We start from the raw sequence: 24,429 nt of genomic DNA on the forward strand, positions 1-24,429 counted from the left end.
TCTGGACCCGGACAGTGCCCGCGTCCAGAGTGGCTGCGCCAATAACGCCTTGCGTGCGGATTGGTCAATTCAAGGTTGTGGAGTGAATCCGCAACAGAGAGTAATCATCAGACTGTCTATCTGGTGTTGGAGAAAAGATGAAATTCGAACTGGATACCACCGACGGACGCGCCCGCCGCGGCCGGCTGGTGTTTGAGCGCGGCGTGGTTGAAACGCCGGCGTTTATGCCTGTTGGCACCTACGGCACCGTGAAAGGGATGACCCCGGAAGAGGTCGAAGCCACCGGTGCGCAGATCATTCTGGGTAACACTTTCCACCTGTGGCTGCGCCCGGGGCAGGATATCATGAAGCTGCACGGCGATCTGCACGACTTTATGCAGTGGAAAGGGCCAATCCTTACCGATTCCGGCGGCTTCCAGGTGTTCAGCCTCGGCGATATCCGCAAAATCACCGAAGCAGGCGTTCACTTCCGTAACCCGATCAACGGCGATCCGATCTTCCTCGATCCGGAAAAATCGATGGAGATTCAGTACGATCTCGGCTCCGATATCGTGATGATCTTTGACGAGTGTACGCCGTACCCGGCGGACTGGGATTACGCCAAACGCTCAATGGAGATGTCTCTGCGCTGGGCAAAACGTAGCCGCGACCGCTTTGACCGGCTGGGCAACAAAAACGCGCTGTTCGGCATTATTCAGGGCAGTGTTTACGAAGATTTACGCGATATCTCCGTCAAAGGTCTGGTAGAGATAGGCTTTGATGGCTACGCTGTCGGCGGTCTTGCTGTGGGCGAACCGAAAGAGGATATGCACCGCATTCTGGAGCACGTCTGTCCGCAGATCCCCGCAGATAAACCGCGTTACCTGATGGGCGTAGGTAAACCGGAAGATCTGGTCGAAGGCGTGCGTCGCGGCATCGACATGTTCGACTGCGTCATGCCGACGCGTAACGCGCGTAACGGCCACCTGTTCGTGACCAACGGCGTGGTGAAAATCCGTAACGCAAAATATAAGAGCGACACCAGCCCGCTCGATGCCGAGTGTGATTGCTACACCTGTCGCAATTATTCGCTCGCCTACTTGCATCATCTCGATCGTTGCAACGAAATACTGGGCGCGCGTCTCAATACCATTCATAACCTGCGCTACTATCAGCGCTTAATGGCTGGTTTACGCAAGGCTATTGAAGAGGGTAAATTAGAGAGCTTCGTAGCAGATTTTTACCAGCGTCAGGGTCGACCGGTTCCACCTTTGAACGTTGATTAATTTAATAATGAGGGAATTTGAATGAGCTTTTTTATTTCTGACGCGGTAGCGGCAGCAGGCGCGCCGTCACAGGGCAGCCCGATGTCTCTGATCCTGATGCTGGTCGTATTTGGTCTGATTTTCTATTTCATGATCCTGCGCCCGCAGCAAAAACGTACCAAAGAGCATAAAAAGCTGATGGACTCCATCGCGAAAGGCGATGAAGTGCTGACCAACGGTGGCCTGGTTGGGCGCGTAACCAAAGTAGCGGAAACCGGCTACATTGCTATCGCACTGAACGACACCACTGAAGTGGTAATCAAACGTGACTTCGTAGCTGCCGTTCTGCCGAAAGGCACCATGAAGGCGCTGTAATTTTCGTTTTTCCCAAAGGGAACTGCCGTGTTAAACCGTTATCCTTTGTGGAAGTACATCATGCTGGTCGTCGTCCTTATCGTCGGCCTGCTTTACGCACTTCCCAACCTCTATGGTGAGGATCCGGCTGTTCAGATCTCTGGCGCGCGCGGTGTCGCCGCCAGCGAACAAACTCTGATCCAGGTCCGGAACGAACTAACAAAAGAAAAGATCAGCTGGAAATCTGTGGCGATGGAAGAGGGCACGGTACTTGCTCGCTTTGAATCGACCGACACCCAGCTGCGCGCCCGCGAAGTCCTGCTTAGCGCATTAGGCGACAAGTATGTTGTCGCGCTCAACCTCGCACCGGCAACGCCTCGCTGGCTCTCCCTCCTGAAAGCGGAACCGATGAAACTCGGCCTCGACTTGCGTGGCGGGGTTCACTTCCTGATGGAAGTGGATATGCAAACGGCACTGGGCAAATTGCAGGAACAGAATATCGACAGCCTGCGCAGCGATCTGCGGGAAAAAGGCATTCCTTACTCCACCGTGCGTAAGGAAGATAACTATGGTCTTAGCATTCAGTTCCGCGACAGCGCGGCGCGCGACCAGGCGAATACCTACCTGACCGGCCGTCATCGCGATCTCGTCTTCTCTAATCAGGGCGATAACGTGCTGCGCGTGGTGATGAGCGATGCGCGCCTGAGCGAAGCCCGTGAATATGCTGTTCAGCAGAACATCAATATCCTGCGTAACCGTGTAAACCAGCTTGGTGTTGCCGAGCCGCTGGTGCAGCGCCAGGGCGCTGACCGCATCGTGGTTGAACTGCCGGGTATTCAGGATACGGCGCGCGCGAAAGAGATCCTTGGCGCGACCGCTACGCTTGAGTTCCGTCTGGTTAACACCAATGTCGATGCTTCCGCTGCGGCAAATGGCCGTATTCCGGGTGATTCCGAAGTGAAAGAGACACGTGATGGGCGGCCAGTTGTGCTGTACAAACGCGTGATCCTCACCGGCGACCACATTACCGACTCAACCTCAAGTATGGATGAGTACAACGTGCCGCAGGTGAATATTTCACTGGACAGCGCGGGCGGTAACATCATGTCTAACTTCACCAAGGACAACATCAATAAACCGATGGCGACCCTGTTTGTGGAGTACAAAGACAGCGGTAAAAAAGATGCCAATGGTCGTTCGGTGCTGGTGAAGCAGGAAGAGGTGATCAACATCGCCAATATCCAGTCTCGCCTCGGCAACAGCTTCCGTATTACCGGTATCGAAAACGCTAACGAAGCGCGTCAGCTGTCGCTGCTGCTGCGTGCGGGCGCGTTGATTGCGCCGATTCAGATTGTGGAAGAGCGTACCATCGGTCCAACCCTTGGGGCGCAGAACATCACTCAGGGTCTGGAAGCGTGTCTGGCCGGTCTGGCGGTATCGATCATCTTCATGCTCTTCTTCTATAAGAAGTTTGGCCTGATCGCGACCTCGGCGCTGCTGGCGAACCTGGTGCTGATTGTCGGCATTATGTCCCTGTTGCCGGGTGCAACACTGACCATGCCGGGGATTGCGGGGATCGTGCTAACCCTTGCGGTAGCGGTGGATGCTAACGTACTGATAAACGAACGTATCAAAGAAGAGCTGAGCAACGGGCGATCCGTACAGCAGGCGATTCACGAAGGTTATCAGGGCGCGTTCTCGTCCATTTTCGATGCCAACATCACCACGTTGATCAAAGTGCTTATCCTTTACGCGGTCGGTACTGGCTCAATCAAAGGCTTTGCAATCACCACCGGTATCGGTGTGGCGACGTCCATGTTCACCGCTATTGTCGGTACCCGTGCCATCGTCAACCTGTTGTACGGCGGCAAACGCATTAACAAGCTGTCTATCTGAGGAGTGCGTTGTGGCACAGGATTATACTGTTGAACAATTGAACCATGGCCGTAAAGTCTGGGACTTTATGCGCTGGGACAACTGGGCTTTTATCATTTCCGGCGCGCTGCTGATCCTCTCCATCGTTGTGATGGGTGTTCGCGGCTTTAACTGGGGCCTGGATTTTACCGGCGGTACGGTCATTGAGATCTCGCTGGAGAAACCGGCGGATATGGACTTAATGCGCGAAGCGCTGGAGAAAGCAGGCTTCCAGGATCCGCTGCTGCAGAACTTCGGCAGCAGCCGCGACATCATGGTACGCATGCCGCCCGCGCAGAGCGATAACGGCGGGCAGCTGCTGGGCAGCAAAGTGGTTAGCGTGATTAACGAAGCGACCAGCCAGAATGCCGCCGTGAAGCGTATTGAGTTCGTCGGCCCGAGCGTAGGCGCGGATCTGGCACAAACCGGCGGCATGGCGCTGCTGGTGGCGCTGATCAGCATCCTCGTTTATGTCGGTTTCCGTTTTGAATGGCGTCTGGCGGCGGGCGTGGTTATCGCGCTGGCGCACGACGTCATCATTACTATGGGTGTGCTGTCGCTGTTCCAGATCGAGGTTGATCTGACCATCGTGGCATCGCTGATGTCGGTGATCGGTTACTCGCTCAACGACAGTATCGTGGTATCGGACCGTATCCGTGAGAACTTCCGTAAGATCCGTCGCGGTACGCCGTATGAGATCTTCAACATCTCGCTGACGCAGACGCTGCATCGTACCTTGATCACCTCCGGCACAACGCTGGTAGTGATCCTGATGCTCTATCTCTTCGGTGGCGCGATGCTGAAAGGCTTCTCGCTGACGATGCTGATCGGTGTCTCTATCGGTACGGCCTCTTCCATCTATGTTGCTTCAGCGCTGGCGCTGAAACTTGGGATGAAGCGCGAGCATCTCCTGCAGCAGAAAGTGGAAAAAGAGGGGGCGGATCAGCCCTCGATTCTGCCGTAACAAACGAGCAATAATAAAAAACCGCAGCGTAACGTTGCGGTTTTTTTTGCCTGAAATATACATAGCGTTTATTGGTGAATTATTTTTATTTGTTATATATATTATTTCTGCAAATTTATTCACTTCACTAGCGTTATTACTAATAAATATTCACCCTCCACCGGGAGGTTTTTGCTAGAGTAGCCGCCACTCTCGTAACGACGATGCCACCTCAACATCCGTAAGCATGGTAATGGAAAAAAAGATCCTGATAGCAGACGATCACCCCATCTATTTAATGGGACTGCGCGCATTACTCACACCGCTTGCCGGGCAATATCACATTGTTGACGAAGCGCTCACCACTGATGACGTAATAAGCAAACTCGAACGTGATGATATCGATATTCTGATTACCGATTTCAGTATGCCAGGGGATAAATATAACGATGGCCTTGCGCTTATTCAGCTAATTAAGCGGCGCTGGCCCGCACTGGTGATTATTGTGGTGACAATGATCAACAACCCTGGAATTGAGCGCGCGTTACGCCAGCTCGGCGTACATGCCGTGCTCAGTAAAGCGGGGCTCTCAACGGAGTTAGTGCACGTTATAAAAGGGCTCACCGGCGCGTTTGCACCCAGCAAACCCTCCGTCGACGCACCGGCGTTGAGCGGCATCAGCCTGACGCCAAAAGAGAGTGAAGTGCTGCGTCTGCTGCTGCGCGGCTTAACGGTGAGCGATATCAGCACCCGCCTTAACCGCACCAAACAGACCGTCAGCGCACAAAAAAAGAGCGCGATGCGTAAGCTCGGCGTCACCTCCGAATATGAGCTCTATCAACAGCTGCAACAGCTTGGGCTGGCCAGCTGATAGCCGACAGAAAGATGACAAAGCCAGCAAACCTGCTCGTCACTTTTAACGCCTCGCAACAGCGGCTATTAACCCGGCAGTGCCGGGCGGATGTTCTTAATAAGATCGACGTCGTTGATAGTGAATCCGCCCTCTGTGCGCTGAGCTCCCGGCCCTGGAACGCCTTACTGATTGATTTAACCCATCAACCCACTTCGGGCCTGATGTTTATCGACAGGGTGCTGGCGGCCGGGCTGATCGGCACCTTCGCGCCACCAGCGCTGCTGCTGGCCTGTAGCGCGACCCCGGAAACCTTAAATCCCTCTCTGCTACGTCTTAACGGTTTTGACAGGCTGCTTCCTTTACCGATAACTAAAACCTTGCCCAGGAGCGCGCCGCAGGTGCTGAACCTCAGCGAGTTAAACGCGCTGGCAGGCGGGCAGCAGGCGGTAGTAGACGCGATGATCCCGGTGCTAATTCAGACACTTAATGACGATATCCAGCACCTAGCCAGCTTGCCTGCGCAGGCGCCGTTCACGGCAATCGCTGACATCGCCCATCGAATGAAATCCTCCTGGCATCTGCTGGGCATGAGCCACGCCAGACGCAGCTGCATCATTATGGAACGCCTACCCGCGCTGTTGGATAACGGGGTCATAAGCGCGCAGGAGAGCGAAAAGATGCGCATCAATTTTATTTCCGCGCTGTTTGCGTCGCTTCGTCAATGTAAGGGGCTGTTACCCGCGCAACGTTAATGGGGGGCCGACGGTTAAACAGCTCTCCCTGTTGTTAATGGTGACCTGTTTAACGCGGAGCAGATGATGCGCAGCACGCCTTGTTATCGCCTCTTATGGCTTGCTTATATGCCGGGGCTTTTTAGCTTCTCTCTGCCAGCATGTGCCGCCTCTGCGCGCGGTCATTATATGGGGTTGCTGAGCGCCATTTTTATCGGCGTGCTGCTGCTGGTTTGCGGGCTGGCACTGCGTATCCGCAGGCAGCGCAGGCGCAACCAAAGTGTGGCCGCAACGCTTGCGAAAACCCACTATCTCGCCATGGTGAGCCATGAAATCCGCACGCCGCTCAATGCGATCCTGGGCATCCTGGAACTGCAGATTGCCCAGACGCAGCATGCCCAGCCGATGCTGGAGGTGGCGCACGACGCGGCAAAAGATCTGCTGGCGTTAGTCGGTGATGTGCTTGATATGTCGCGCATCGAGTCGGGTCATATGCCCCTTGAACCCTCTGCGCAGGAGCTGGTTAGCCTGACCCGCGCCGTAGTGCTGCTCTTTGAAGAGGCGAGCGAGCAGAAGCAGCTTGCTCTCCGGTTTTCAGTTGTGGGCGGCGCGCGCTGTCCGGTGCTGATTGACCCCTGGCGCTACAAGCAGATCCTCTCCAACCTGGTGAGTAACGCCATTAAATTCACCCGTGAAGGGGAGATCCGCATTACGCTCTCCCACCAGATAACGGATGCACAGCGGGTTGCGGTTTCGCTGAGCGTTACCGATACCGGGCCGGGCATTGCGCCAGAGCACCAGGCGCGGCTTTTTACCCCTTTTGCACAGTTCGGCCCCAATGAGGATGGTGCTCGAAACGGTTCGGGCCTTGGCCTCGCCATCTGCCGGGCGTTGTGCGAGTTAATGGCAGGGAAACTGACCCTGAACAGCACGCCAGGCAAAGGCAGCTGCGTCACCCTGCAACTCACGTTACCGCCGTCACAAGAGCCTTGTCCCGCGCAGCGAAGCCTGCCCGCGATACCGGTTTCGACCGTCAAAGGCAGGCGGGTGATGATTGTTGATGACTACCGGCCAAACCTGCTGCTGCTGCGCCACCAGCTTGAGCTGCTCGGCCACCAGGTGATCGAAGCGCAAAGCGGAGAAGAGGCGCTGGCAACATGGCATGCCCATAAACCGTTTGATTACATTCTGATGGATTGCAATATGCCGCTGATGGATGGCTTTACGCTTGCGAAAACCATTCGTCTTCAGGAGCAGCAGCAGACTATTTCCCGTGCGACGCTATTGGGTTTTACCGCTATTGCCCAGCAAGAGATTATTGAGCAGTGCCAGCAGGCGGGGATGGATGGCTGTTTATTTAAACCCTGCAGCCAGCAGGAGATTGCACAATGGATAATATAAACGCGGCGCTAATTGGCGAGTGAAAAACAGCTCAATTGTTGCCAGGAATTTTCCTTGTTAATACCTCTCGCTTCTCAATCGGGAAAAGAGGGCGCTAATAGGATTATTAATGGCCGGGATTAATATGGAGGACAGAATAATTACTTACCCTGTAACAGGAGGTTACATTGAAAAAGCTCTCTTTAGCTGCCCTGATTGGCTCAGTATTACTGACGCAATCTGTGTTAGCGGCTGAAAATAACCGCATCATGAGTTACCTGACATCCTGGGGTCTTCCACAGGACGCCGCGACCCAGTTAGAGAAGTCCAATGTGGATACTTTCTTCCTCTCCTTTGGCGGCTGGAATCAGAATGGTGAGATCTCCTCTTCTGACAACATTATTAAGCCTGCTGAGTATGACCCGTATTGGCTCTCTCCTTCCTACACCTCCTGGACACAGACCAAGCTGGCTGCGCCCTCTAAACGTATGCTGGTGGCTTTCGGGGGGGAGACCTATGAAAGAATGTGGGGCTATATTGCCGATGCCGCGAGCCGCGAAAAGATTGCGCAGGGGCTGGTTAAACTGCTGAAAACCGACTTCCCGGTTTACAAAAAGGATATGAAGCCGGAAGAGATGGTCGGCGGCTGCTTAAGCGCCAACTGGGATAAAACCTGCAATATGGCGAGTTTCCAGAAAGCAGGCACGGTTCAACTGGACGGCATTGATTTCGACTATGAAAAAGTGGCCCGCCTGACGCCGCAGGAGAACCAAAACCTGCTTATCCTCGCGAAGCGTGTTAAGTCGCTGCTCGGGCCGAACAGCGGTAAAGTGCTGAGCCTGACGACCTATCACGTCGGGGCCGATCCTGAATCCTGCGCCAGCCCATCGGTTATGGAAAACTGCTCGTTTATTGAGGATGCCCGTTCGGCGCATCACGGCGAAGTGCTGGGGCTGCTCACCGCCGGGCGCGATGTGTTCGACTTCTTTAATGTCATGACCTATGACGCCGGTCCGCGTTTCCGCTATGACGTCGCGATGGCCAACTACGCGCGTGCGGTGGGCGACAAGAAGAAGATTATTCTCGGCAATACCATCAACTCCCAGTGGGGGCCGGAAGGCCGCTATGTTGAATCCAAAGAGAATAACCTGACGCGTGCCGCCTGGCAGGCAGAGCAGGGTTACGGCGGCGTCTTCGTCTGGGCGCTCGGCTCCAATAATGTTCAGCTCAGTTTCCCGGACCAGGTGAGTTACCTCAATGAGATGAAACAGGCGGCGGGCGGCGATGTACCGCAGGTGGAGAATCATATCCCCGTGGCGAACGCCGTTTATCCACAAACGGTGACCGGCGCTGCAACCGTGGTGCTTGATGGCTCGGCATCAACGGATCCAGAGGGTGCAGCGCTTAGCTGGAGCTGGACGCAGGTTTCTGGCCCGCATGTAACGCTGACTAATGCTAACCAGCAGAAAGCGAGCTTTACGCTCAATGCGCCGGATCAGGAGAGCACGCTGGTCTTCAATCTGACGGTGAACGATGGCGTGCATGACTCCCTGCCGTTGACGTTGACCATTAAGCATGTGCCGGAGGAGGGCAGCGTCACTATCCCGGATAATCCTGTCGCTGCTGACGAGTGGAAGCACGATAAGATTTATGTCGGCGGTGATAAAGTCTCGTGGAAAGGGCTGCAGTATAAAGCACGCTGGTGGACCCGTGCTAATGAGCCAGGCACGAATGAAGTGTGGCAGGTAATTGAGTAAGTTCTAGTTGAGTTAATCTTTTTGATGTTTTGGCCGCAATATTTTCATTGCGGCCTTTTTTTATTTGTCCCGGCTGGGAATTTTCCTCGCTTTATTACGCTGCCTCTGAAGGGATAAAAGAAGGTTGATATTACTGCGAGGGCGATAAGCGATTAATTTAACTGCGTGGATCTATTTCCCTACTAAACGGAGCACGTATGAATTATTCAAAAATAGGCCTGGCGGTTATTACATTATGTATGGCAGGCGGTGCGCTGGCGCATGGTTATGTCTCTCTTCCGGCATCACGCGCATATATGTGCAATGCCAATATGGGCTACCAAAATAAAGATTGCGGCAGCGGTCCGCTGTATGAGATGCAGAGCGTTGAAGGGCCTGATGGTTTTCCTGCGGCCAGTAGAGGGCCTGCGGATGGTCATCTCGCCAGCGCGGGATTAGCCTCAATGGGGCGGCTGGATGAGCAGAGTGAAACGCGTTGGGCGAAACATCCCATTAGCGCGGGCAAACATGCTTTCACCTGGACCTATACCGCGCCGCACAAAACCAAATCGTGGGATTACTACCTGACGAAGAGCGACTGGAACCCCGCCCAGCCGCTGACGCGCGCCTCTTTTGAGAGCAAGCCATTTTGTCATATCGAAGGGAATAACATTCGGCCCAGCGCCGGTCCGGATATGCCTCATGAGTGCACGATCCCCGAACGGGAGGGTTACCATGTGATCCTCGCGGCGTGGGATGTCGCTGATACAGGCGCTACCTTTTACAACGTGATTGACGTCGATTTCGGCGGCCATAACGCGCCCGCGCCAGCCCCGGACGAGGATCCCCAGAGCGATCTCCCGGCGCAGTGGCACAGCGACACCGTCTATGTTGGCGGCGACAGAGTAACGTGGAACGGCAAAGAGTATCAGGCGCGCTGGTGGACGCGTGGCAACCAGCCGGGCGTGCATGAAGTCTGGAGCGAAGTGAAATAGGGTGCGGTAGAAAAAACAAGGTCATACAGCAAAGTGGATGGCCTTGTTTTATTACGCTGGCGCAGTGGCGGTGTTAAGTGAAATGGCTGGCCTTGTAGTTACATCGCGATATCAAACATCCGCGTCTGGAACAGCAGACAGTAGAGCTGGCAGTCGGTTCGCACATTCAGTTTCGCCATTGCCCGCAGTTTATGTGCGCTCACCGTTTTAATGCTGATATTCATACGCCTGGAGATGGTGGTTAATGAGAGACCACGGCAGAGCAGGCGTAATACTTCACTTTCGCGCGTTGAGAGCTCCTGCGGCGTGATGGCATCGCGGCGGAAAAGGGAGTCCATTAAGCCGCGCTCAATATAGACTTCATCCATTAAGACGGTGGCCATGGCGCGCCATAATGTGCGCTCACTGGTATTACGGCTGATATACCCTTTGGCGCCGGCTTCGAGGGCAATTCGAATAAGATTGGTGTTGTTATACGGAGATAAGAAGATGATTTTTGTTTTGGGGTAGCGGCCTGAAATCCATTTAACCAGCGCGATGCCATCTAATTCTGATAAGGGGCTTCCGGTTTTTATTGTGGTCAGTCCGTAGCCGAGGAAAAGAAGGTCAACTTGTTTATTTGCGAGAATATTCAGTAGTTCTGTTTGTTCATGTGTGTCGCCGACAACCTCTATATCTAATCTCTCTGTGTTGATATTACTGGCTTTCAGAGAGTTAATCATCGAGGTCATCCCCCGGCGTATTATCGTATGCTCATCGGCAATCAATATATTAATTGGCATTAATTATCCTCCCAACGTCCTGTAGGAATGAAGAGTACAAAAGCACCATACGGCGTTCCTGACGTTATTTCTATCTGACCAGTAAGAAAAATCAGCGGCCATTTACGGAAAAGAGATTTCCGCGCGCAGGTAGAGCATTCTTTAATGCCGCGGGAGCAATCAGCTTTCGTCTCTGTTGCATCGGGGGAGAATAGCCACGGTAAACGGCAATTCTTTGAGTGAGCAAGTGAATCATGAATTATCAACAACGCCTTAGGATTAATCAGCAGCAGGGTTTTACACTGCTTGAGCTGCTGGTGGTATTAATGATCATTGCGCTGCTGGCCGGCTTTGTTGGCCCGAAATTATTTTCCAATGTTGATCAGGCAAAAGAAAAAACTGCGTTACGCCAGATGCACGCCTTTGCCGATGCATTAACGCAATATCGGCTGGATACCGGCAGTTATCCTTCAGAGTCAGAGGGGTTAAATGTGCTGGTTGAGAAGCCCGATAACGTCAATAACTGGAACGGCCCCTATCTGGCGCAAAAAATTCCTCATGATCCGTGGGGCAAAGAGTATCAGTGGCACAACCCGAGCCGACAATCGCAAAGCGTCTACGAAGTGGATATTTCTACCACTGATAATAATGGCAAGGCCATTGTCTACGGCTTCTGATAATGATTCGGCTAATGCTGGTACTTATTCTGCTGGCGGGGCATAGCGCTGAAGCCCATTGCTGGCAACGTGCAGGCGCGCGTTACGGTATTGAGCCGGCATTATTAAAAGCGATCGCTGTGGTTGAATCGGGATTATCGCCAACGGCGGTGCATAAAAATCGTAATGGCTCCACGGATGTCGGCTTAATGCAGATCAACAGCCAGCATTTTGCGCAGCTCAGGCAATATCACATCACCGCGCGCTCGCTTATTACTAACCCTTGCCAAAACGTCATAACGGGCGCCTGGGTGCTGGCCGGGCAAATTCGCCAGTTTGGTTATAACTGGGAAGCGGTTGGCGCCTATAACGCCGGGAACGCCCGTAACAGGAAAACGCATTTAGCTCGCCTGCGCTATAGCCAAAAAGTGGCGCGTATTTATCAGGGGCTGAAAAGTAACGATAAGGAGTTCGCGGCATGGGAAAAATGAGCACCTGGGAAGTGACCTATCTAGAAAAGGGTAAACGCAAAAAAATCCGCACCCAGGCCGATACGCCCATTTCAGCCAGACACCAGTTACAACAGGCAGGCTATGTGGTGCTGCGCGTGGCGCAACAGGTGCAGCACCCGACAAAGCGCGTCTCGCTGACGCTCTTTACGCAGGAGCTGATGGCGCTGCTGGATGCCGGGCTGGTGGTGACCGAAGCGATCGAGACACTCTGCGCTTGTTCCAGCGATGAACAGGCGCTGGAGATGCTGGAGGGGCTGCTGGAGAAACTCTATGCCGGGAGCCAGTTATCCCAGGCGATGGCCGCCCAGCCCGACATTTTTCCACCGCTATTAGTCAATACCGTCGCCTCTTCTGAACAAACCGGCCAACTGGCCAACGCCCTGAAACGCTACCACTTCTATGAACAGCGCCTCGAACAGCTGCGTAAGCGCATTCGCGGCACTTTAACCTACCCGCTGATTGTGCTGACGGTTGGCGGGCTGATTGTCTGTTTCCTGCTGGGCTTTATCGTGCCCAGCTTTTCACAGGTGTTTGAAGGGGTGAACACCCTCAGCCGCAGCGCCGAGCTGATTTTATGGTGGGGACAGCTGGTTAAGCAGTCGGGGCCGGAGCTGTTAATGGGCACTATCGCCACGATTGGCGCGCTGATCGTGGTGTGTAAACAGAGCTGGACCAAACAGCTACTGATGAGCGCTGCTATGAAAATCCCCCAGTTGCGCCAGCAACAGTTCCTCACCATTCTGGTGCGTTTCTATCGCACCCTTGGTCTGCTGCTCGATGGCGGTGTACCGGTTACCCATGCGTTGCGCCTTGCCCAGTCGGTGATCCCGGTCAGCCACCACTCCCAGCTCAACACCGTGGTGGAGCATGTGATGGCGGGCAAGAGCGTTTCGGAGTCGCTGGAGAGCCAGCATTTAACCACCCCGGTGGCGATGCGTTTACTGCAAGTCGGCGAGCGCAGCGGGGAGTTAGCCGGTATGTGCGAACGCATTGCGGGCTTTTATGACGAGGCGCTGGAGCGCGCCATCGACACCTTCACCCGCATCTTTGAGCCGTTACTGATGATGATCGTCGGCGGCATTGTCGGGCTGGTGGTGTTTCTGCTCTATATGCCCATTTTTGAGATGGCCGGGAGTATGTCCTGATGATGTCGCAGCCGGAAGTTTCCACCCTGATTGATGACCTGCTGGCGGTTGATGAAGCCGGGCGCAGCGAGGCGTTTGAGAAGCTGATTGACGCCGAGCCCGCCGCGCTGCCCGCGCTTGCCGCGGCACTCGGTATCGCGCTCTTTGCCCCGGAGGCGGAGGATGAGGTTACCGTCGATTTTCAGCATATTCCCCTCAATGACGCGCTGGCGATGCATGTCCTGCCGGTGTGCTGGCGCGATCGTCAGTGGTTGCTGCTGAGCGATCCCTTTTCGCTGGCGCTACGCCAGTGGGCGCAGCGGCTGCCGGTTACGCTTGCCATTGCCTCGCCCGGCTGGTTACGCGAGCAGCTTGAGGCGCTGACCCGCCAGCAGCGCACGCTCGATCAGCTTGAGCAGCAGGCAAATGAAGAGGGCGAAGATGAGGTGATCCTTGAGATCACCCCCGGCAATATCGCCAGTGAGAGCAACCCGATTATCAAGCTGGTTAACGCCACGCTCTATGATGCGATCCAGAGCCGCGCCAGCGATATCCACCTGAGCGCCGCGCCGGACGGCCTGGCGGTCAAATACCGCGTCGATGGTGTCATTCACGCTATTCGTCACTGCCCTGGTATTCAGGCGTCCGGTCAGATTATTTCGCGCATTAAAGTGCTGAGCAGCATGGATATTTCGGAGCGGCGCATTCCCCAGGATGGCCGCTTCAAGGCGATGATCCACCAGCGACCGGTCGATTTTCGTGTCTCGGTAGTGCCGGGTATTCACGGCGAGGATGCCGTGTTGCGCGTGCTCGACAAGTCCCATAGCAGCACCCTGAGCCTCGAGACGCTGGGTTTTGACGACCATACGCTGCGCGAAATCCGCCTGTTAACCCACCAGCCGCACGGCATGGTGCTGGTCACCGGGCCAACCGGCAGCGGTAAATCGACCACCCTTTACGCGGCGCTGAGCGAGCTGAACACCGGCGACAATAAGATCATCACCATTGAAGATCCGGTTGAGTATCAGCTTAACGATGTGCTGCAAATTCCCGTCAATGACAAAAAAGGGCTGACCTTTGCCCGCGGCCTGCGCGCCATACTACGCCACGATCCCGACACCATTCTGGTCGGTGAGATCCGTGACAGCGAAACCGCCGGCATCGCCGTGCAGGCTGCGCTCACCGGCCACCTGGTGCTCTCCTCCGTTCATGCCAACGATGTCTTTAGCGTGCTGGAGCGTTTTCTCTATATGAACGTCGATGCCAACAGCCTGCTCTCCGCACTACGCGGCGTGCTGGCCCAGCGGCTGGTGCGCGGCATCTGCCCGCAGTGCCTGGAGGAGGCGCAGCCGAGCGAGCAGGATCTTCATCAGTGGCAGCAGAGCGCGCTACACACCCTGACGCCGGTGTGGCGTAAAGGGCGCGGCTGCCCGGCCTGCCGACAGAGCGGGTTTCGTGGCCGGCTGGCGCTGGCGGAAGTTTTGCCGTTCAGCGACAGGATGAAAGAGGCGCTCCAGATGCGCGCCTCTGTGCGCCAGATGCGCGAAATCGCTTTAGCAGAAGGCTTTGTCCCGCTGCATAACGTTGCCATTCGCGCGGTGCTGGAGGGCAAAACCACTTTTTCGGAGATCAACCGTGTTATCACTCCTCCCGCCTGAGTTGCAGTGCGACATTCATCCGCAGCGTCTGGTGCTGCGCCGGGGCAACCGGGTGCTTGGCGAACAGGCGTTAACCGCACAGACCACGCTGGATGAGGCGCTCGACCAGCTGTTACGCGCCCACACCTCAGGATTGCCCTGGTGGGGAAAGCTCAGCTTCTGCCTGAGCAGCAGCCGGATCCACTACTTTACCGTGCCCTGGCAGCCCGGGCTGAGCACGCCGGAGGAGTTACGCAGCTTCGCCGCCACCGAGGCCGCCAGGCAACCTTTCTGGCGCCATGTTCTGGCGTGTAAAACCGCCTTTATCTCGGTGCAGTTCGGCGCAACGGCGCTGGCGGCGGCGATTGATGAAGCGCTCTGGCAGGCGTTACTGCTCACCGCCCGTAAATGGAAACTGCGTGTGGGCGGTATTCATGTCGCGCTGCACCAAAAACTTCGCGCGTGGCGCGGCGCACTCCCTGCCGATGCACTCTTCTGTCTGCGTGATGAGCAGTCGACAATCTTTGTCTCGCGCCAGCACGGGCAGTGGCAACAGGCGTGGTGTCTGCACAATGACGCGGGCGTGAGCGCGCGGCAGCAGGTTGCCCAGACCGCGCGGCTGATGGGGCTGGATAGCGCCGTTCCGCACTTCTTTCTCAACAATATTGATGCCGCAGGGGAGTAAGGATGTTTTCCATATCGGCTTTTAAAGGCTGGCCCGCTCCCTGCTTTCACTATCGTCCTCGCGCCGCCTGGCCGGTAATGGGTGTCGTGCTGCTGCTGACCGGCGGGCTGCTGCTGGCGAGTATCAACGATTATCAACGGCGCGACGCGCTACAGCGCCAGCATCAGCACCTGCTGGAGACGGTGGCGAAGCGGGATGAAATTGTCCGCGGTCTGTCAGCGCGCATGAAAAAACATCAGCCCGATGCGAGAGCCGCCATGCAGGTGGTGGCGATGCTGAATCCGCTGGCGAAATTACTCCTGCCCGATGTGGCGATCATGAACGTCAGCGTTGAGCCGGAGAAAAAGGTAGTCCGATTACAGGTAAAAGCGATGTCGCTTGAGGCGCTGCTCGATTTCAGCACCCGTCTGGAGGCGATCCCGGCGCGGGTTGAGTTGCAAAACCACACGCCGTCAAAGGAGCTCAGCCAGAAATGGGCGGTCAACGCCACGCTGATAGTCATCTATCCCAACAACCCCCGGCTCTGAGTGAACATATGAGATTTTCCCTCTCTTTACCCTGGCTGCGCTGGTCGCTGGCCTCTGTCGTGGAAAAAACGGGCCGGGCACCGCTGCTGGCGGCGCTCGTACCACTGCTGATGGCCGCTTACTGGCAGTGCGCGCTCGCGCCGGAAAAGCGCCAGCTTGTTGGTGAAAATGCGCAGCTGGAGCTGCAGTTAGATAAACCACTGGCGCTCTCTCCACAGCCTGACAATAGCGCGGCGCTCTTACAGCGCACGCTGAATGACACCGAGTATCAGCAGGTGAAAGCGGTGTTCGACATTTTTCAGCAGAACCACTTACAGGTTGACGGTAGCCGCTATCAGTTCGGCAAAAACGGCAAAGGGCGTCAACGCGCGCTGGCGCTGACCATTCCGCTGCAGGGCGAGTGGAAAAACCTGACGCGATCCCTCATCACCATGAGTAAGAGCCTGATCTTTCATGTCGACAGGCTCGCCATCAGCCGCGCCAGCCCGGAGAGTGCCCATCTGCTGATCACGCTGCAGTTAACGCTGAGCCTGGCATCGGGTCTGGAGGCGTCATGAAGCTGCCGCGATATCTGAAAATCTTGCTGCTGTTGACCGCCGGGCTGCTTCTCTGGGTGCATGTCACCGACGAAGGTGCAGAAAACGCCCCCGAGGTGAGCCAGGCTGCGCCAGATGAGACGCGCCCGCCGCGCCAGGCGAACCGGCCGCTGCATGTCACGGATGATGCCAGCGCGATTGCCGATCTCTTCCCGGTCTATAACGCACCGGCAACGAAGGCGGCCACGCCCGCGCCGGTGGCAAAGGTGCAGCGCGTCACGTTCCCTTTTCGCGCGGTGGGGCTGTGGATCCGCAACGGCATGCGCATCGTCATCCTGACGGATGGCGCACGTAACTGGTTGCTCTGTGACGCCTGTCGTAAAGCGGGGTATATCCGGCCTGGCGGCCTGATCACCCCCGACTGGCGACTGCAGGCGATGGCGCAGGGCAGCCTGCTTTTTGAATCATTACCGGGGCATGAGCCATACAGCATCAGCCTTAACTCTTTGACTACACAAGCCGTAACAACACAATGAAAAAACCGATTCTCACTATGGTGTGTGCGCTTGCGCTGCTGACCGGCTGCGCGAGCAGCAAACCCGTCGCACCGGAAGATGCCGCCCCCGTCAATACGGCGTCGCTGCGTGATGCGTTGCAGCGTATCGATAGCCAGCTTAAGAGCCACCCCCAGGATGTGAAGCTGCGAACACAGCGGCAGTTGCTGGTGACGCAGTTAGTGGAGGGCTATATCACGACCGCCCGCCAGGCGGCGGCGAAAAATAACTATGTTGCGGCGAGCCGTGCATGGGAAGCGGTGCTGCGCTATCAGCCCGGCCACTTTGTCGCGCAGCAGGGGTTACAGAAAATCGACCGGCTGCGCGTGCTGGATAAGCTCTACCAGCAGGCGCGGGCGCAGTATCAAACCGACCCGGAGCAGGCGCTAGCCAAAATCCAGCAGATCCTGGAAGAGTCACCCGGCTGGCCGCAGGCGGCAGAGATGCGCGACCGTCTGATGCGTGAGATAGCCGTGCAGAATCAGCCGGAGAAGAAGATCAAGCGCGAGCTGCGCAAGCCCGTCAGCTTCACTTTCAGCAAACATAATCTGAAGGAGATCTTCGCCGCCATCAGCCAGATTACCGGCATCAATATCATCTACGATAAGGATGTCTCCGATGCGGCCACCGCCAGCCTGATCGCCCACGATACCAGCGCGGAGAACGCCCTCAATCTGCTGCTGCTCTCCAACCAGCTGCGTAAAAAGATCCTCAATGGCAACACGCTGTTGATCTATCCCGCCACGATGCAGAAAGAGAAGCTCTACCGCGATACGGTAGTGAAAACGGTCTTTCTCGGTTACGCCAAAGCGAAAGAGCTGAATGTGGCGCTGCGTAATTTGATTAAGCTGCGCGATGTGCATGTTGATGAGCGCACCAACTCGGTGACCTTTCGCGGCCCGCGTGAAAGCGTGGAAAAAGCCGAGCAACTGTTGCTGACCCTCGACCGCCCGGAAGCGGAGGTGACGCTGGCGGTAGAGGTGCTGGAAGTGGACGCCAAAGATGTTGAAACCCTGGGCATCAACTTCCCCGGGCAGATTGGCGTAGGCTTTAACGCTATCGAGTCCGGCAACAGCAATATCGCCATTAACGCCCTGAATAAAAATAATATGTTCGTCAATCTTGGCTCCGGCCAGGGACTGAGCGCCAATATGCAGAAGATCCGCTCCCATGGGCGCGTGCTGGCGAACCCGCGCATCCGCGTGAAAAACAATAAAAAGGCGGTGGTGGAGATTGGCGAGCGCATCCCGGTGCTGACCAGCAGTATCTCTGAGAGCTTTTCACAAGAGCAGGTGGAGTATCAGGATGTTGGTCTGAAACTGGAAGTCACGCCGGATATCAGCGTCGATAACACCATCTCGATGGATGTGAAGTTTAACCTCAGCACTATCGGCAGCGCCGAACACTCAAAAGATGGCGTCGCTTACTATCGTACCAACAACCGCGATGCGGCCACCGTGCTCAGCAGCCAGAATGGCGAGACGCAGATGCTGGCGGGGCTGATCAAAGAGAGCGACAGTGCAGGGCTGAACGGCCTGCCGGGGCTGGCAGATCTGCCGCTGCTCGGCAAATTCTTCGGCAGCCACGAAAGTAACCATGAGCGAACCGAAGTGGTGCTGCTGATCACGCCGACCATTGAGCGCAGCATCGATCTGCCGGGCACCCATATCAACACCATTGAGATGGGCAGCGAAGATGCGCCGGGTGAGAGCGCCTACCTGCCGCCTGCCGCAGAGGAGACGCCTGAAGCGTCGCACTTTGCGCCACCGCCGCTGACGCCGCCCGCCACCTTCCCGGCGCTGAAAAAAGTGCCGGCACCAACCCTTGCCAAAGGCAAGCCGTAATGGTGCAGCGCAACGGTTTTACTCTGATTGAGATGCTGGTATCGCTGGCGCTGCTCGCCACGCTTGCCAGCGCCGCCATCCCGATTTACCAGCGTCAGATCCAGCAGCGCAACGAAGAGGCGCTGCGTGTGGCGCTGCGCCAGATCCGTACCGCCCTCGATCGCTATGCGCAACTGAGTGAAGAGGGGATTATCGAAAAAGAGGCGGATATGTCGAACTGGCCGGTGTCGCTGAATCAGCTGGTGGATGGCGTGATCAATAAAAAGTCGGCCAACCGGGAGAAGATCTACCTGCTGCGCGCCATCCCGCGCGATCCCTTCTGCGACTGTGAAGGCAAGCCGAACAGCGAGACCTGGCGGCTGCGCGCCTCGACGCAGGCACCCGGTGAAAGCACCGGCGGGAAGGATATCTGGGATGTCAGCTCCACCAGCATGCAGCCCGGACTGAATGGAGTGCCGTATGCGCAGTGGTGAAAAGGGTTTTACGCTGATTGAGTTACTGGTGGTGATGGCGATTATCGCCACGCTGATGACGCTGGTCGCGCCGCGCTTTTTTAACCAAACCGAGCGCGCAAAAATTGTGGTGTTGCAGCATAACCGCAACGCTCTGCGCGCGGCGATTGCCGCCTGGCGTCACGATCGTCTGAGCGGGCCGGAGCAACTGGAGGAGTTGGTTGAGCAAGGGTACCTGTTTGATATTCCCTTAGATCCCGTCACCCAGCGACGCGACAACTGGCAAGTGAAGCGTGATGAGAACGATCAGATTATCGATGTTACTTCGCCCTCCCTGCCGGAGCAGGAAAATGCACAGGAGTAAGCCCGCAGCGCAGGGCGGTTTCACCTACCTGTGGGTGCTGCTGATGCTCACCATGCTGTCGCTCTCCTTGCTGAAAGAGACCCGCTCGCGCGAGGTGCAGTTTCGCCAGCAGCAGGAGGAGGAGCTCTTTTTTCGCGGCGTGCAGATCCGCAATGCGATCCACAGTTATCAGAAAAAGGGCAGCGGCTGTTTTCCGCTCGGCTTTGACGATCTGCTACAGGATAGCCGCGATAAAAAGCCCGTCGCCCATCTGCGGCAGTGGTTTGCCGATCCGCTCACCGGCTCGCGCGACTGGGGGATGAGCTATGACAAACAGGGGCGCTGGGTTGGCGTCTACAGCAAAGGCCACGGTACGCCGCTGCGCCACACGCTCTTCCCACCTGAGATAAAGAACTTCAAACAGGCGGAGCGCTACGAACAGTGGCTGTTCAAAACCCCGGAGGTGCTCTCCGCACCGCTCCCGTCTGCCTGCCGCTCGCTGCTTAATAAACCGGAGCGATAACCCTGTGGAAAGCTTCTTTTTTGCGCTGCTCGGCGCGATTTTCGGCAGTTTTATTAATGTGGTGATCTACCGTTTACCGCGAAAAATGCAGGGGGAAGCGATAAGCCTGAGCTGGCCGCCGTCGTTCTGCCCCCACTGCCGGACACGGATACACGCGCGCGACAATGTTCCGCTGCTCGGCTGGTTGTGGTTACGCGGGCGCAGCCGCTGTTGCCACAAACGGATAAGCGTTCGCTACCCGGCCATTGAAGCGTTGATGGCGCTGCTGTTCGCGGCGGTAGTTGCCCATGATGGTGTCAACCTGGCGGCGCTGCTGACGCTGGCGCTGCTGAGCCTGCTGGTGGCGATGTTTTTTATCGATATCGACCATATGCTGCTGCCGGATCGGCTGACCTATCCCTTTATGCTGCTGGCGCTGCTCTGCGCGTGGTGCCACCAGCCACTTCTTGCGATGCTACAGGAACATATGCTGGCCGCGGCGGTCGGCTTCTCTATCCTGTGGTTGCTCAACTATGGGTTTGCGCGCTGGCGCGGGTGCGAAGGCATTGGGGGAGGGGATATGAAACTCTTTGCCGGCATCGGCGCATGGCACGGCTTACCGGCGCTATTCGATATTATGCTGATCGCCGCACTCATCGGGCTGGCGAGCGGGCTGCTGCTGTTTCGCGCCGCGCGCCAGCAGCCCTTTCCATTTGGCCCCGCCATTATTCTCGCCTGCATCGGCTGGGCGATGGTTTACAGCCAGTAATCCAGTGAGATCTGCCAGCGGCGCTCACTCAGATTCAGCAGGTAGACCTTTTGCCACTGCAATGCCACATCCAGCGAGCCAAGATGGCGGCGCAGTTCGGCAAAGCCCATGTTTTTATGCCGCTGCAGATCCCGCTGCGCAATCAGGTTGAGATCGTACTGTGCAAAAAGGTCTTTCCAGTAAGCCTGCAACAGCACGCTGCGGCGCGGATCCTGCCCGGCCACGGTCGGCTGGGCGCTGCCGTTGTAGTGCCCTTCGAGCCGCAGCGTCAGATCGCTCTCGCCGGTCCAGGTGAGTCCCGCCGCCACGCGGTTGCGCCAGGCGATATCCCACTGGCTCTCTGGCAGCAGCGTCTCCTGCCAGCTGTAGGGCTGACGCCCGCCGGCCCATTCGCCATAAATCAGCGTTGAGCGGGAGAGCACCCGCGAAAGATTGAGGCCAAACTGCGGCTCGCGCTGCTGCTCTTTAAACAGCAGCAGCTGCGGGTTGAAGCTCTCCGCAAAGCGGTAGCTGGCGCTAAGCAGCAGGCGGTCGCGCGGATTGCTGGCCTGCCAGTCGAGGCTGGCGCTGCGATCGGCGCTGCCCCTGCGGATTTTCGGTGCCCAGAGCGCGCTAACGGCGGCGTTGTCCCAAAAGTGTTGCAGGCGCACCATCCCATTGCCCATCCGGTTGTTACGCAGGGTTTCCGGATCGGCAGAGGTCATGGATCGCACGGTGCCCCGGCCAAGAAAATCCGTTGGGTTATAGCCCAGCGCGACGCCGTAGCGGGTGTTGATGCGGCCCATATCCAGCATCGTTTGCGGCGTCAGGTGGTAGCTGAGCCACGCTTCGCGCAGGGTATTGGTATAGCGGGTTTCACTGAGACGGTGGGTAAAACGGCTATCCAGGCGGTTGGAGAGCACCAGTCGCCACTTCTCACCCAGCGGCGCATCCAGACGCATATCCAGCGACAGCCGCTGCTCTTTCTCCTGCTGCTGATTGATGCTGCTGGCCGCTTCAAACATCATATTCAGCGCCTGGTAGGCGTCGGGGTTAAACTCGGCGCTGTCAGCCAGATCGAGGGCTGCCAGGGTCTCATCCTGCTGCGACAGCGCCGGTGCTGCCGGCAGTGCGGCGAGAAGCAGAAGCCAGAGAAGGGAAAGGGGCGATCGTGTCATGAATTCGCATCCCGGAAATGGGCGAGAAAATCACGCTGCAGCCAGGACTCCGGCACGTCGCGCCACTGGAAATCCTTCTGGCGCAGCACGGTAACCCAGTGCGCATTAACCCCATCAATAATTACTGCTTCCGTCGAGCGGATGCCGCCCAGTACGGGCGCATAGCGGCGATAGAAGGTGGTTTTCAGCAGGTTGCCGTTAACGGCATAGAACTCCGCTTTGCGGCTCTTAAAGTCGGTTTTATCGACCCATAAATCCATCGATGGATAGGCCGCATCTCTGTTTTGCGCCTCCAGATGCAGGTGGTAGCAGTCACGCATCTGCCGCTCGCCATCCTGAATGCGCTCCTCTCCCACCAGCTTTGCCTGGTAATCCGCCGCCCAGTTTGCGGTAACGACATCGCCGTTGGAGGCTTGCCCCATCAGCCGCTGCTGCGGCGAAATCGGCACGCTGGCCTGGCTTGTGGGATCGTAAAGCCACAAATCGCGGCCGCTTTTCAGCGTCAATTTACCGGCATCGCGCTGCGGGCTGATAAAGCGCAGCAGGCTGCGAAACTGGCCGCCGTCCGGCGCAACCCGGGAGTAGAGCATCAGTTCACTGGTTTCATGCTGCTTGCCATTTTTGTAACTGATAAGCGTGGTTACCAGGCTGAAGGAGCGATCCGGGTTACGTACCTCATCGCTTTTTTTCAGGATCTGCTGGGCGCTCAGCGCCGCGTACGCTGGTGCGGCGCTGATCAACAGGATGGTCAGCCACGCTGATGTCAGGCTCTTTTTCCGTAAAGACATGAATTCCTCCTTTTTATTCAGGGTGTTGCATCAGATATGGCGTAGCGCTTCAACAATCGATACCCGCGAGGCGCGTCGTGCAGGCCACCAGGAAGAGAGCACGGTCACCAGCAGCAGGGTGCCCGTGACGCTGGCCAGCATGCGCCACTCTCCCCAGATACTGATGCGGATCGGCAGCGGCGAGGTGACGCCCGGCGGCTGCCATGTCATCCCGGAGCGATTAATAAGCCAGGCCAGCGCCAGCGCGATAAGCACGCCAGAGACCGCGCCAATCGCGCCCAGCAGCGCGCCTTCGCTCAGGAACAGGCGCTGGATATCGCCACGTTTTAGCCCCACCGCGCGCAGGGTGCCGATCTCCACCGTGCGCTCCATTACCGCCATATTCATGGTGTTGCCGACGGTGAAGAGCGCAATGCAGAGGATCAGCGCCAGCAGGAATGAGAAGATCTTGCCGAACATCGCCAGCACCTGGTTGTAGAGCGGCTGTAATTGCGTGAAGTCATACACCGCCAGCGGTTCGCCGGAGAGTTTATTGGCGAAGATCTGCCGCAGGCGCGCCCGTGCGGCCTCCATCTCTTTGGTGCTGTGCAGCTGGAGCAGGATTGCCGTCACGCCGGGCGTCTCCTGGCCGAAAAGCAGCTGCTGCGCCTGGCGCAGATGCAGGCTGACGACGGTGTCATCCAGCTCGCGCGCCTGCTGCGGCTGGGTGCCCAGCACGTTGACGCGGATAATATTCGGCGCACCGGCGGCGGAGGCGGCCAGCAGCTCAATATGCGATCCCGTGGCCGGTGGACGCGTATCACGGGCGCTTTGCGACAGCGCCAGCAGATCGTCAGGTAGTGCGCTGGCATTGTTTTCTCTCGACGGCGGCGGCGCGCAGGGCTGATCTTTAACAAAATCACACAGCAGCAGCAGGCGGGCCAGCCCGCGGCCAATCAGCGCAGCCTCCGGTTGGGTACCGGTCAGCGGTTTGCGGACGATAAGGTCTGCGCCTATCTGATATTCATCCCACTTATCCAGCTGCGCCTGTCCGACCGCCTCTGTGCCATAGATCAACACCGGACGCGAGGTGCCAACCGCATAGTGGCCCGCGAGCCCGGTCAGGGAGAGGACCGGCGTGGTAACGGCGATCATCTTTTTCAGCACCGGATCGCGGATGAGGATATCGACGATCTGTTGATAGTTATGAATGCTGTAAAGCGCAGGGTTGCTGGTGCCGTGCAGAAGATAGTCCCGCTGCTGGATCTGCAGATGGCCTTTATCGCGCACGAAGGTGGTTTGCAGGCTGTACTCAATCGACTGGTTATAGCCTGCGAACAGCAGAATGCCTATCGCCCCGACGATAATGGCGCAGAGGGTCGAAAGGGTACGTCGGCGGCTGCGCAGTAAGTTGCGCAGGGCATGTTTCATTAGCGTTGTGGTTTGCATTATC

The 24,429-nt window shown here is 56.9% G+C and carries 26 protein-coding genes; 22 read left to right on the forward strand and 4 right to left on the reverse strand.

All coding sequences use genetic code 11. The features are described from left to right. Positions 1-137 precede the first annotated feature (137 nt). The 9 genes from tgt to IAE50_RS18430 all read left to right on the forward strand — a co-directional run bounded on the left by tgt (position 138) and on the right by IAE50_RS18430 (position 10,150). Positions 138-1,265: a tRNA guanosine(34) transglycosylase Tgt gene (gene tgt / locus IAE50_RS18390; protein WP_200580903.1), complete on the forward strand. Its 1,128-nt coding sequence runs from the start codon at positions 138-140 to the stop codon at positions 1,263-1,265. Positions 1,266-1,286: 21 nt separating this feature from the next. Beyond that, the gene (gene yajC / locus IAE50_RS18395) at positions 1,287-1,619 is read left to right on the forward strand and encodes a preprotein translocase subunit YajC (protein ID WP_023481946.1); all 333 of its coding nucleotides are present in this window, start codon (positions 1,287-1,289) and stop codon (positions 1,617-1,619) included. A 27-nt stretch (positions 1,620-1,646) separates the two neighbouring features. After that, positions 1,647-3,494, forward strand: a complete 1,848-nt coding sequence (gene secD / locus IAE50_RS18400) for a protein translocase subunit SecD (protein WP_076769460.1) — start codon at positions 1,647-1,649, stop codon at positions 3,492-3,494. Between the two features lie 10 nt (positions 3,495-3,504). Beyond that, entirely contained in the window at positions 3,505-4,476 is a 972-nt protein-coding gene (secF, locus tag IAE50_RS18405) for a protein translocase subunit SecF (RefSeq protein ID WP_094419490.1), read from the forward strand. Between the two features lie 232 nt (positions 4,477-4,708). Then, positions 4,709-5,326 (forward strand): response regulator, encoded by a 618-nt coding sequence (locus tag IAE50_RS18410; RefSeq protein ID WP_232045063.1) that lies wholly within the window; start codon positions 4,709-4,711, stop codon positions 5,324-5,326. A gap of 14 nt (positions 5,327-5,340) precedes the next feature. Then, entirely contained in the window at positions 5,341-6,060 is a 720-nt protein-coding gene (locus tag IAE50_RS18415) for an Hpt domain-containing protein (protein ID WP_200580905.1), read from the forward strand. 63 nt (positions 6,061-6,123) lie between these two features. Further along, positions 6,124-7,440 (forward strand): ATP-binding protein, encoded by a 1,317-nt coding sequence (locus IAE50_RS18420; protein ID WP_200580906.1) that lies wholly within the window; start codon positions 6,124-6,126, stop codon positions 7,438-7,440. Positions 7,441-7,607: 167 nt separating this feature from the next. Beyond that, the gene (locus tag IAE50_RS18425) at positions 7,608-9,176 is read left to right on the forward strand and encodes a glycosyl hydrolase family 18 protein (protein ID WP_094419494.1); all 1,569 of its coding nucleotides are present in this window, start codon (positions 7,608-7,610) and stop codon (positions 9,174-9,176) included. 197 nt (positions 9,177-9,373) lie between these two features. Further along, positions 9,374-10,150: a lytic polysaccharide monooxygenase gene (locus IAE50_RS18430; RefSeq protein ID WP_200580923.1), complete on the forward strand. Its 777-nt coding sequence runs from the start codon at positions 9,374-9,376 to the stop codon at positions 10,148-10,150. Positions 10,151-10,248: 98 nt separating this feature from the next. Here IAE50_RS18430 and IAE50_RS18435 read toward each other — a convergent pair whose 3' ends face one another. Beyond that, complete coding sequence (locus tag IAE50_RS18435; RefSeq protein ID WP_034814117.1) at positions 10,249-10,932, reverse strand: response regulator transcription factor; 684 nt, start codon at positions 10,930-10,932, stop codon at positions 10,249-10,251. Positions 10,933-11,165: 233 nt separating this feature from the next. Here IAE50_RS18435 and gspG point away from each other — a divergent pair, with 233 nt between their 5' ends. Genes gspG through IAE50_RS18500 form a run of 13 tightly spaced genes read left to right on the forward strand, consistent with a single transcriptional unit; the run spans position 11,166 to position 21,052 of the window. Then, positions 11,166-11,588 (forward strand): type II secretion system major pseudopilin GspG, encoded by a 423-nt coding sequence (gene gspG / locus IAE50_RS18440; RefSeq protein ID WP_042712149.1) that lies wholly within the window; start codon positions 11,166-11,168, stop codon positions 11,586-11,588. Between the two features lie 14 nt (positions 11,589-11,602). Beyond that, positions 11,603-12,058 carry a transglycosylase SLT domain-containing protein gene (locus tag IAE50_RS18445; RefSeq protein WP_225975698.1) on the forward strand — a complete coding sequence of 152 codons (456 nt, stop codon included), beginning with the start codon at positions 11,603-11,605 and terminating at the stop codon, positions 12,056-12,058. Beyond that, entirely contained in the window at positions 12,046-13,224 is a 1,179-nt protein-coding gene (locus IAE50_RS18450) for a type II secretion system F family protein (RefSeq protein WP_094419498.1), read from the forward strand. Before IAE50_RS18445 ends, IAE50_RS18450 begins: the two co-directional genes overlap by 13 nt. Further along, positions 13,224-14,861, forward strand: a complete 1,638-nt coding sequence (locus tag IAE50_RS18455; RefSeq protein WP_232045061.1) for a GspE/PulE family protein — start codon at positions 13,224-13,226, stop codon at positions 14,859-14,861. The genes IAE50_RS18450 and IAE50_RS18455 overlap by 1 nt, the downstream gene beginning before the upstream one ends. After that, positions 14,839-15,525, forward strand: coding sequence for a hypothetical protein (locus tag IAE50_RS18460; RefSeq protein WP_200580907.1), 687 nt, complete (start codon positions 14,839-14,841; stop codon positions 15,523-15,525). Before IAE50_RS18455 ends, IAE50_RS18460 begins: the two co-directional genes overlap by 23 nt. Positions 15,526-15,527: 2 nt before the next feature. Beyond that, on the forward strand, positions 15,528-16,052 hold the full coding sequence (locus IAE50_RS18465) for a hypothetical protein (RefSeq protein ID WP_200580908.1): 525 nt from the start codon (positions 15,528-15,530) through the stop codon (positions 16,050-16,052). A gap of 8 nt (positions 16,053-16,060) precedes the next feature. Then, positions 16,061-16,609: a hypothetical protein gene (locus IAE50_RS18470; RefSeq protein WP_200135543.1), complete on the forward strand. Its 549-nt coding sequence runs from the start codon at positions 16,061-16,063 to the stop codon at positions 16,607-16,609. Continuing rightward, positions 16,606-17,124 carry a hypothetical protein gene (locus IAE50_RS18475; RefSeq protein ID WP_200580909.1) on the forward strand — a complete coding sequence of 173 codons (519 nt, stop codon included), beginning with the start codon at positions 16,606-16,608 and terminating at the stop codon, positions 17,122-17,124. The genes IAE50_RS18470 and IAE50_RS18475 overlap by 4 nt, the downstream gene beginning before the upstream one ends. Then, a complete protein-coding gene (locus tag IAE50_RS18480) occupies positions 17,121-18,986 on the forward strand; it encodes a secretin N-terminal domain-containing protein (protein ID WP_200580910.1) in 1,866 nt (621 codons plus the stop codon). Before IAE50_RS18475 ends, IAE50_RS18480 begins: the two co-directional genes overlap by 4 nt. Continuing rightward, the gene (locus IAE50_RS18485; protein ID WP_200135545.1) at positions 18,986-19,459 is read left to right on the forward strand and encodes a type II secretion system protein; all 474 of its coding nucleotides are present in this window, start codon (positions 18,986-18,988) and stop codon (positions 19,457-19,459) included. The genes IAE50_RS18480 and IAE50_RS18485 overlap by 1 nt, the downstream gene beginning before the upstream one ends. Continuing rightward, positions 19,446-19,802 carry a type II secretion system protein gene (locus IAE50_RS18490; RefSeq protein WP_083699380.1) on the forward strand — a complete coding sequence of 119 codons (357 nt, stop codon included), beginning with the start codon at positions 19,446-19,448 and terminating at the stop codon, positions 19,800-19,802. The genes IAE50_RS18485 and IAE50_RS18490 overlap by 14 nt, the downstream gene beginning before the upstream one ends. Then, a complete protein-coding gene (locus IAE50_RS18495) occupies positions 19,789-20,304 on the forward strand; it encodes a hypothetical protein (RefSeq protein WP_200580911.1) in 516 nt (171 codons plus the stop codon). The genes IAE50_RS18490 and IAE50_RS18495 overlap by 14 nt, the downstream gene beginning before the upstream one ends. A 4-nt stretch (positions 20,305-20,308) precedes the next feature. Continuing rightward, a complete protein-coding gene (locus IAE50_RS18500; protein ID WP_200580912.1) occupies positions 20,309-21,052 on the forward strand; it encodes an A24 family peptidase in 744 nt (247 codons plus the stop codon). On the opposite strand, the gene IAE50_RS18505 is transcribed toward IAE50_RS18500, so the two are convergent. From IAE50_RS18505 to IAE50_RS18515, 3 genes are read right to left on the reverse strand one after another with little or no spacing between them, the layout of a single operon-like run. Next, positions 21,040-22,209, reverse strand: coding sequence for a hypothetical protein (locus IAE50_RS18505; RefSeq protein ID WP_200580913.1), 1,170 nt, complete (start codon positions 22,207-22,209; stop codon positions 21,040-21,042). The genes IAE50_RS18500 and IAE50_RS18505 overlap by 13 nt on opposite strands. After that, entirely contained in the window at positions 22,206-22,997 is a 792-nt protein-coding gene (locus IAE50_RS18510) for an outer membrane lipoprotein-sorting protein (protein WP_054804394.1), read from the reverse strand. The genes IAE50_RS18505 and IAE50_RS18510 overlap by 4 nt, the downstream gene beginning before the upstream one ends. A gap of 30 nt (positions 22,998-23,027) precedes the next feature. Then, positions 23,028-24,425: an ABC transporter permease gene (locus IAE50_RS18515; RefSeq protein ID WP_094419508.1), complete on the reverse strand. Its 1,398-nt coding sequence runs from the start codon at positions 24,423-24,425 to the stop codon at positions 23,028-23,030. Between the last annotated feature and the right edge of the window lie 4 nt (positions 24,426-24,429).

It is taken from the genome of Kosakonia sp. S42, from assembly GCF_016624785.1.
In the GTDB taxonomy this organism is placed as follows: domain Bacteria; phylum Pseudomonadota; class Gammaproteobacteria; order Enterobacterales; family Enterobacteriaceae; genus Kosakonia; species Kosakonia cowanii.

Coding starts and splice junctions, on each gene's coding strand:
- tgt (WP_200580903.1), top strand. CDS start 138: ATGAAATTCGAACTGGATACCACCGACGGACGCGCCCGCCGCGGCCGG.
- yajC (WP_023481946.1), top strand. CDS start 1,287: ATGAGCTTTTTTATTTCTGACGCGGTAGCGGCAGCAGGCGCGCCGTCA.
- IAE50_RS18410 (WP_232045063.1), top strand. CDS start 4,709: ATGGAAAAAAAGATCCTGATAGCAGACGATCACCCCATCTATTTAATG.
- IAE50_RS18415 (WP_200580905.1), top strand. CDS start 5,341: ATGACAAAGCCAGCAAACCTGCTCGTCACTTTTAACGCCTCGCAACAG.
- IAE50_RS18420 (WP_200580906.1), top strand. CDS start 6,124: ATGATGCGCAGCACGCCTTGTTATCGCCTCTTATGGCTTGCTTATATG.
- IAE50_RS18430 (WP_200580923.1), top strand. CDS start 9,374: ATGAATTATTCAAAAATAGGCCTGGCGGTTATTACATTATGTATGGCA.
- IAE50_RS18435 (WP_034814117.1), bottom strand. CDS start 10,932: ATGCCAATTAATATATTGATTGCCGATGAGCATACGATAATACGCCGG.
- gspG (WP_042712149.1), top strand. CDS start 11,166: ATGAATTATCAACAACGCCTTAGGATTAATCAGCAGCAGGGTTTTACA.
- IAE50_RS18445 (WP_225975698.1), top strand. CDS start 11,603: ATGCTGGTACTTATTCTGCTGGCGGGGCATAGCGCTGAAGCCCATTGC.
- IAE50_RS18450 (WP_094419498.1), top strand. CDS start 12,046: ATGGGAAAAATGAGCACCTGGGAAGTGACCTATCTAGAAAAGGGTAAA.
- IAE50_RS18455 (WP_232045061.1), top strand. CDS start 13,224: ATGATGTCGCAGCCGGAAGTTTCCACCCTGATTGATGACCTGCTGGCG.
- IAE50_RS18465 (WP_200580908.1), top strand. CDS start 15,528: ATGTTTTCCATATCGGCTTTTAAAGGCTGGCCCGCTCCCTGCTTTCAC.
- IAE50_RS18470 (WP_200135543.1), top strand. CDS start 16,061: ATGAGATTTTCCCTCTCTTTACCCTGGCTGCGCTGGTCGCTGGCCTCT.
- IAE50_RS18475 (WP_200580909.1), top strand. CDS start 16,606: ATGAAGCTGCCGCGATATCTGAAAATCTTGCTGCTGTTGACCGCCGGG.
- IAE50_RS18480 (WP_200580910.1), top strand. CDS start 17,121: ATGAAAAAACCGATTCTCACTATGGTGTGTGCGCTTGCGCTGCTGACC.
- IAE50_RS18485 (WP_200135545.1), top strand. CDS start 18,986: ATGGTGCAGCGCAACGGTTTTACTCTGATTGAGATGCTGGTATCGCTG.
- IAE50_RS18490 (WP_083699380.1), top strand. CDS start 19,446: ATGCGCAGTGGTGAAAAGGGTTTTACGCTGATTGAGTTACTGGTGGTG.
- IAE50_RS18495 (WP_200580911.1), top strand. CDS start 19,789: ATGCACAGGAGTAAGCCCGCAGCGCAGGGCGGTTTCACCTACCTGTGG.
- IAE50_RS18505 (WP_200580913.1), bottom strand. CDS start 22,209: ATGACACGATCGCCCCTTTCCCTTCTCTGGCTTCTGCTTCTCGCCGCA.
- IAE50_RS18510 (WP_054804394.1), bottom strand. CDS start 22,997: ATGTCTTTACGGAAAAAGAGCCTGACATCAGCGTGGCTGACCATCCTG.
- IAE50_RS18515 (WP_094419508.1), bottom strand. CDS start 24,425: ATGCAAACCACAACGCTAATGAAACATGCCCTGCGCAACTTACTGCGC.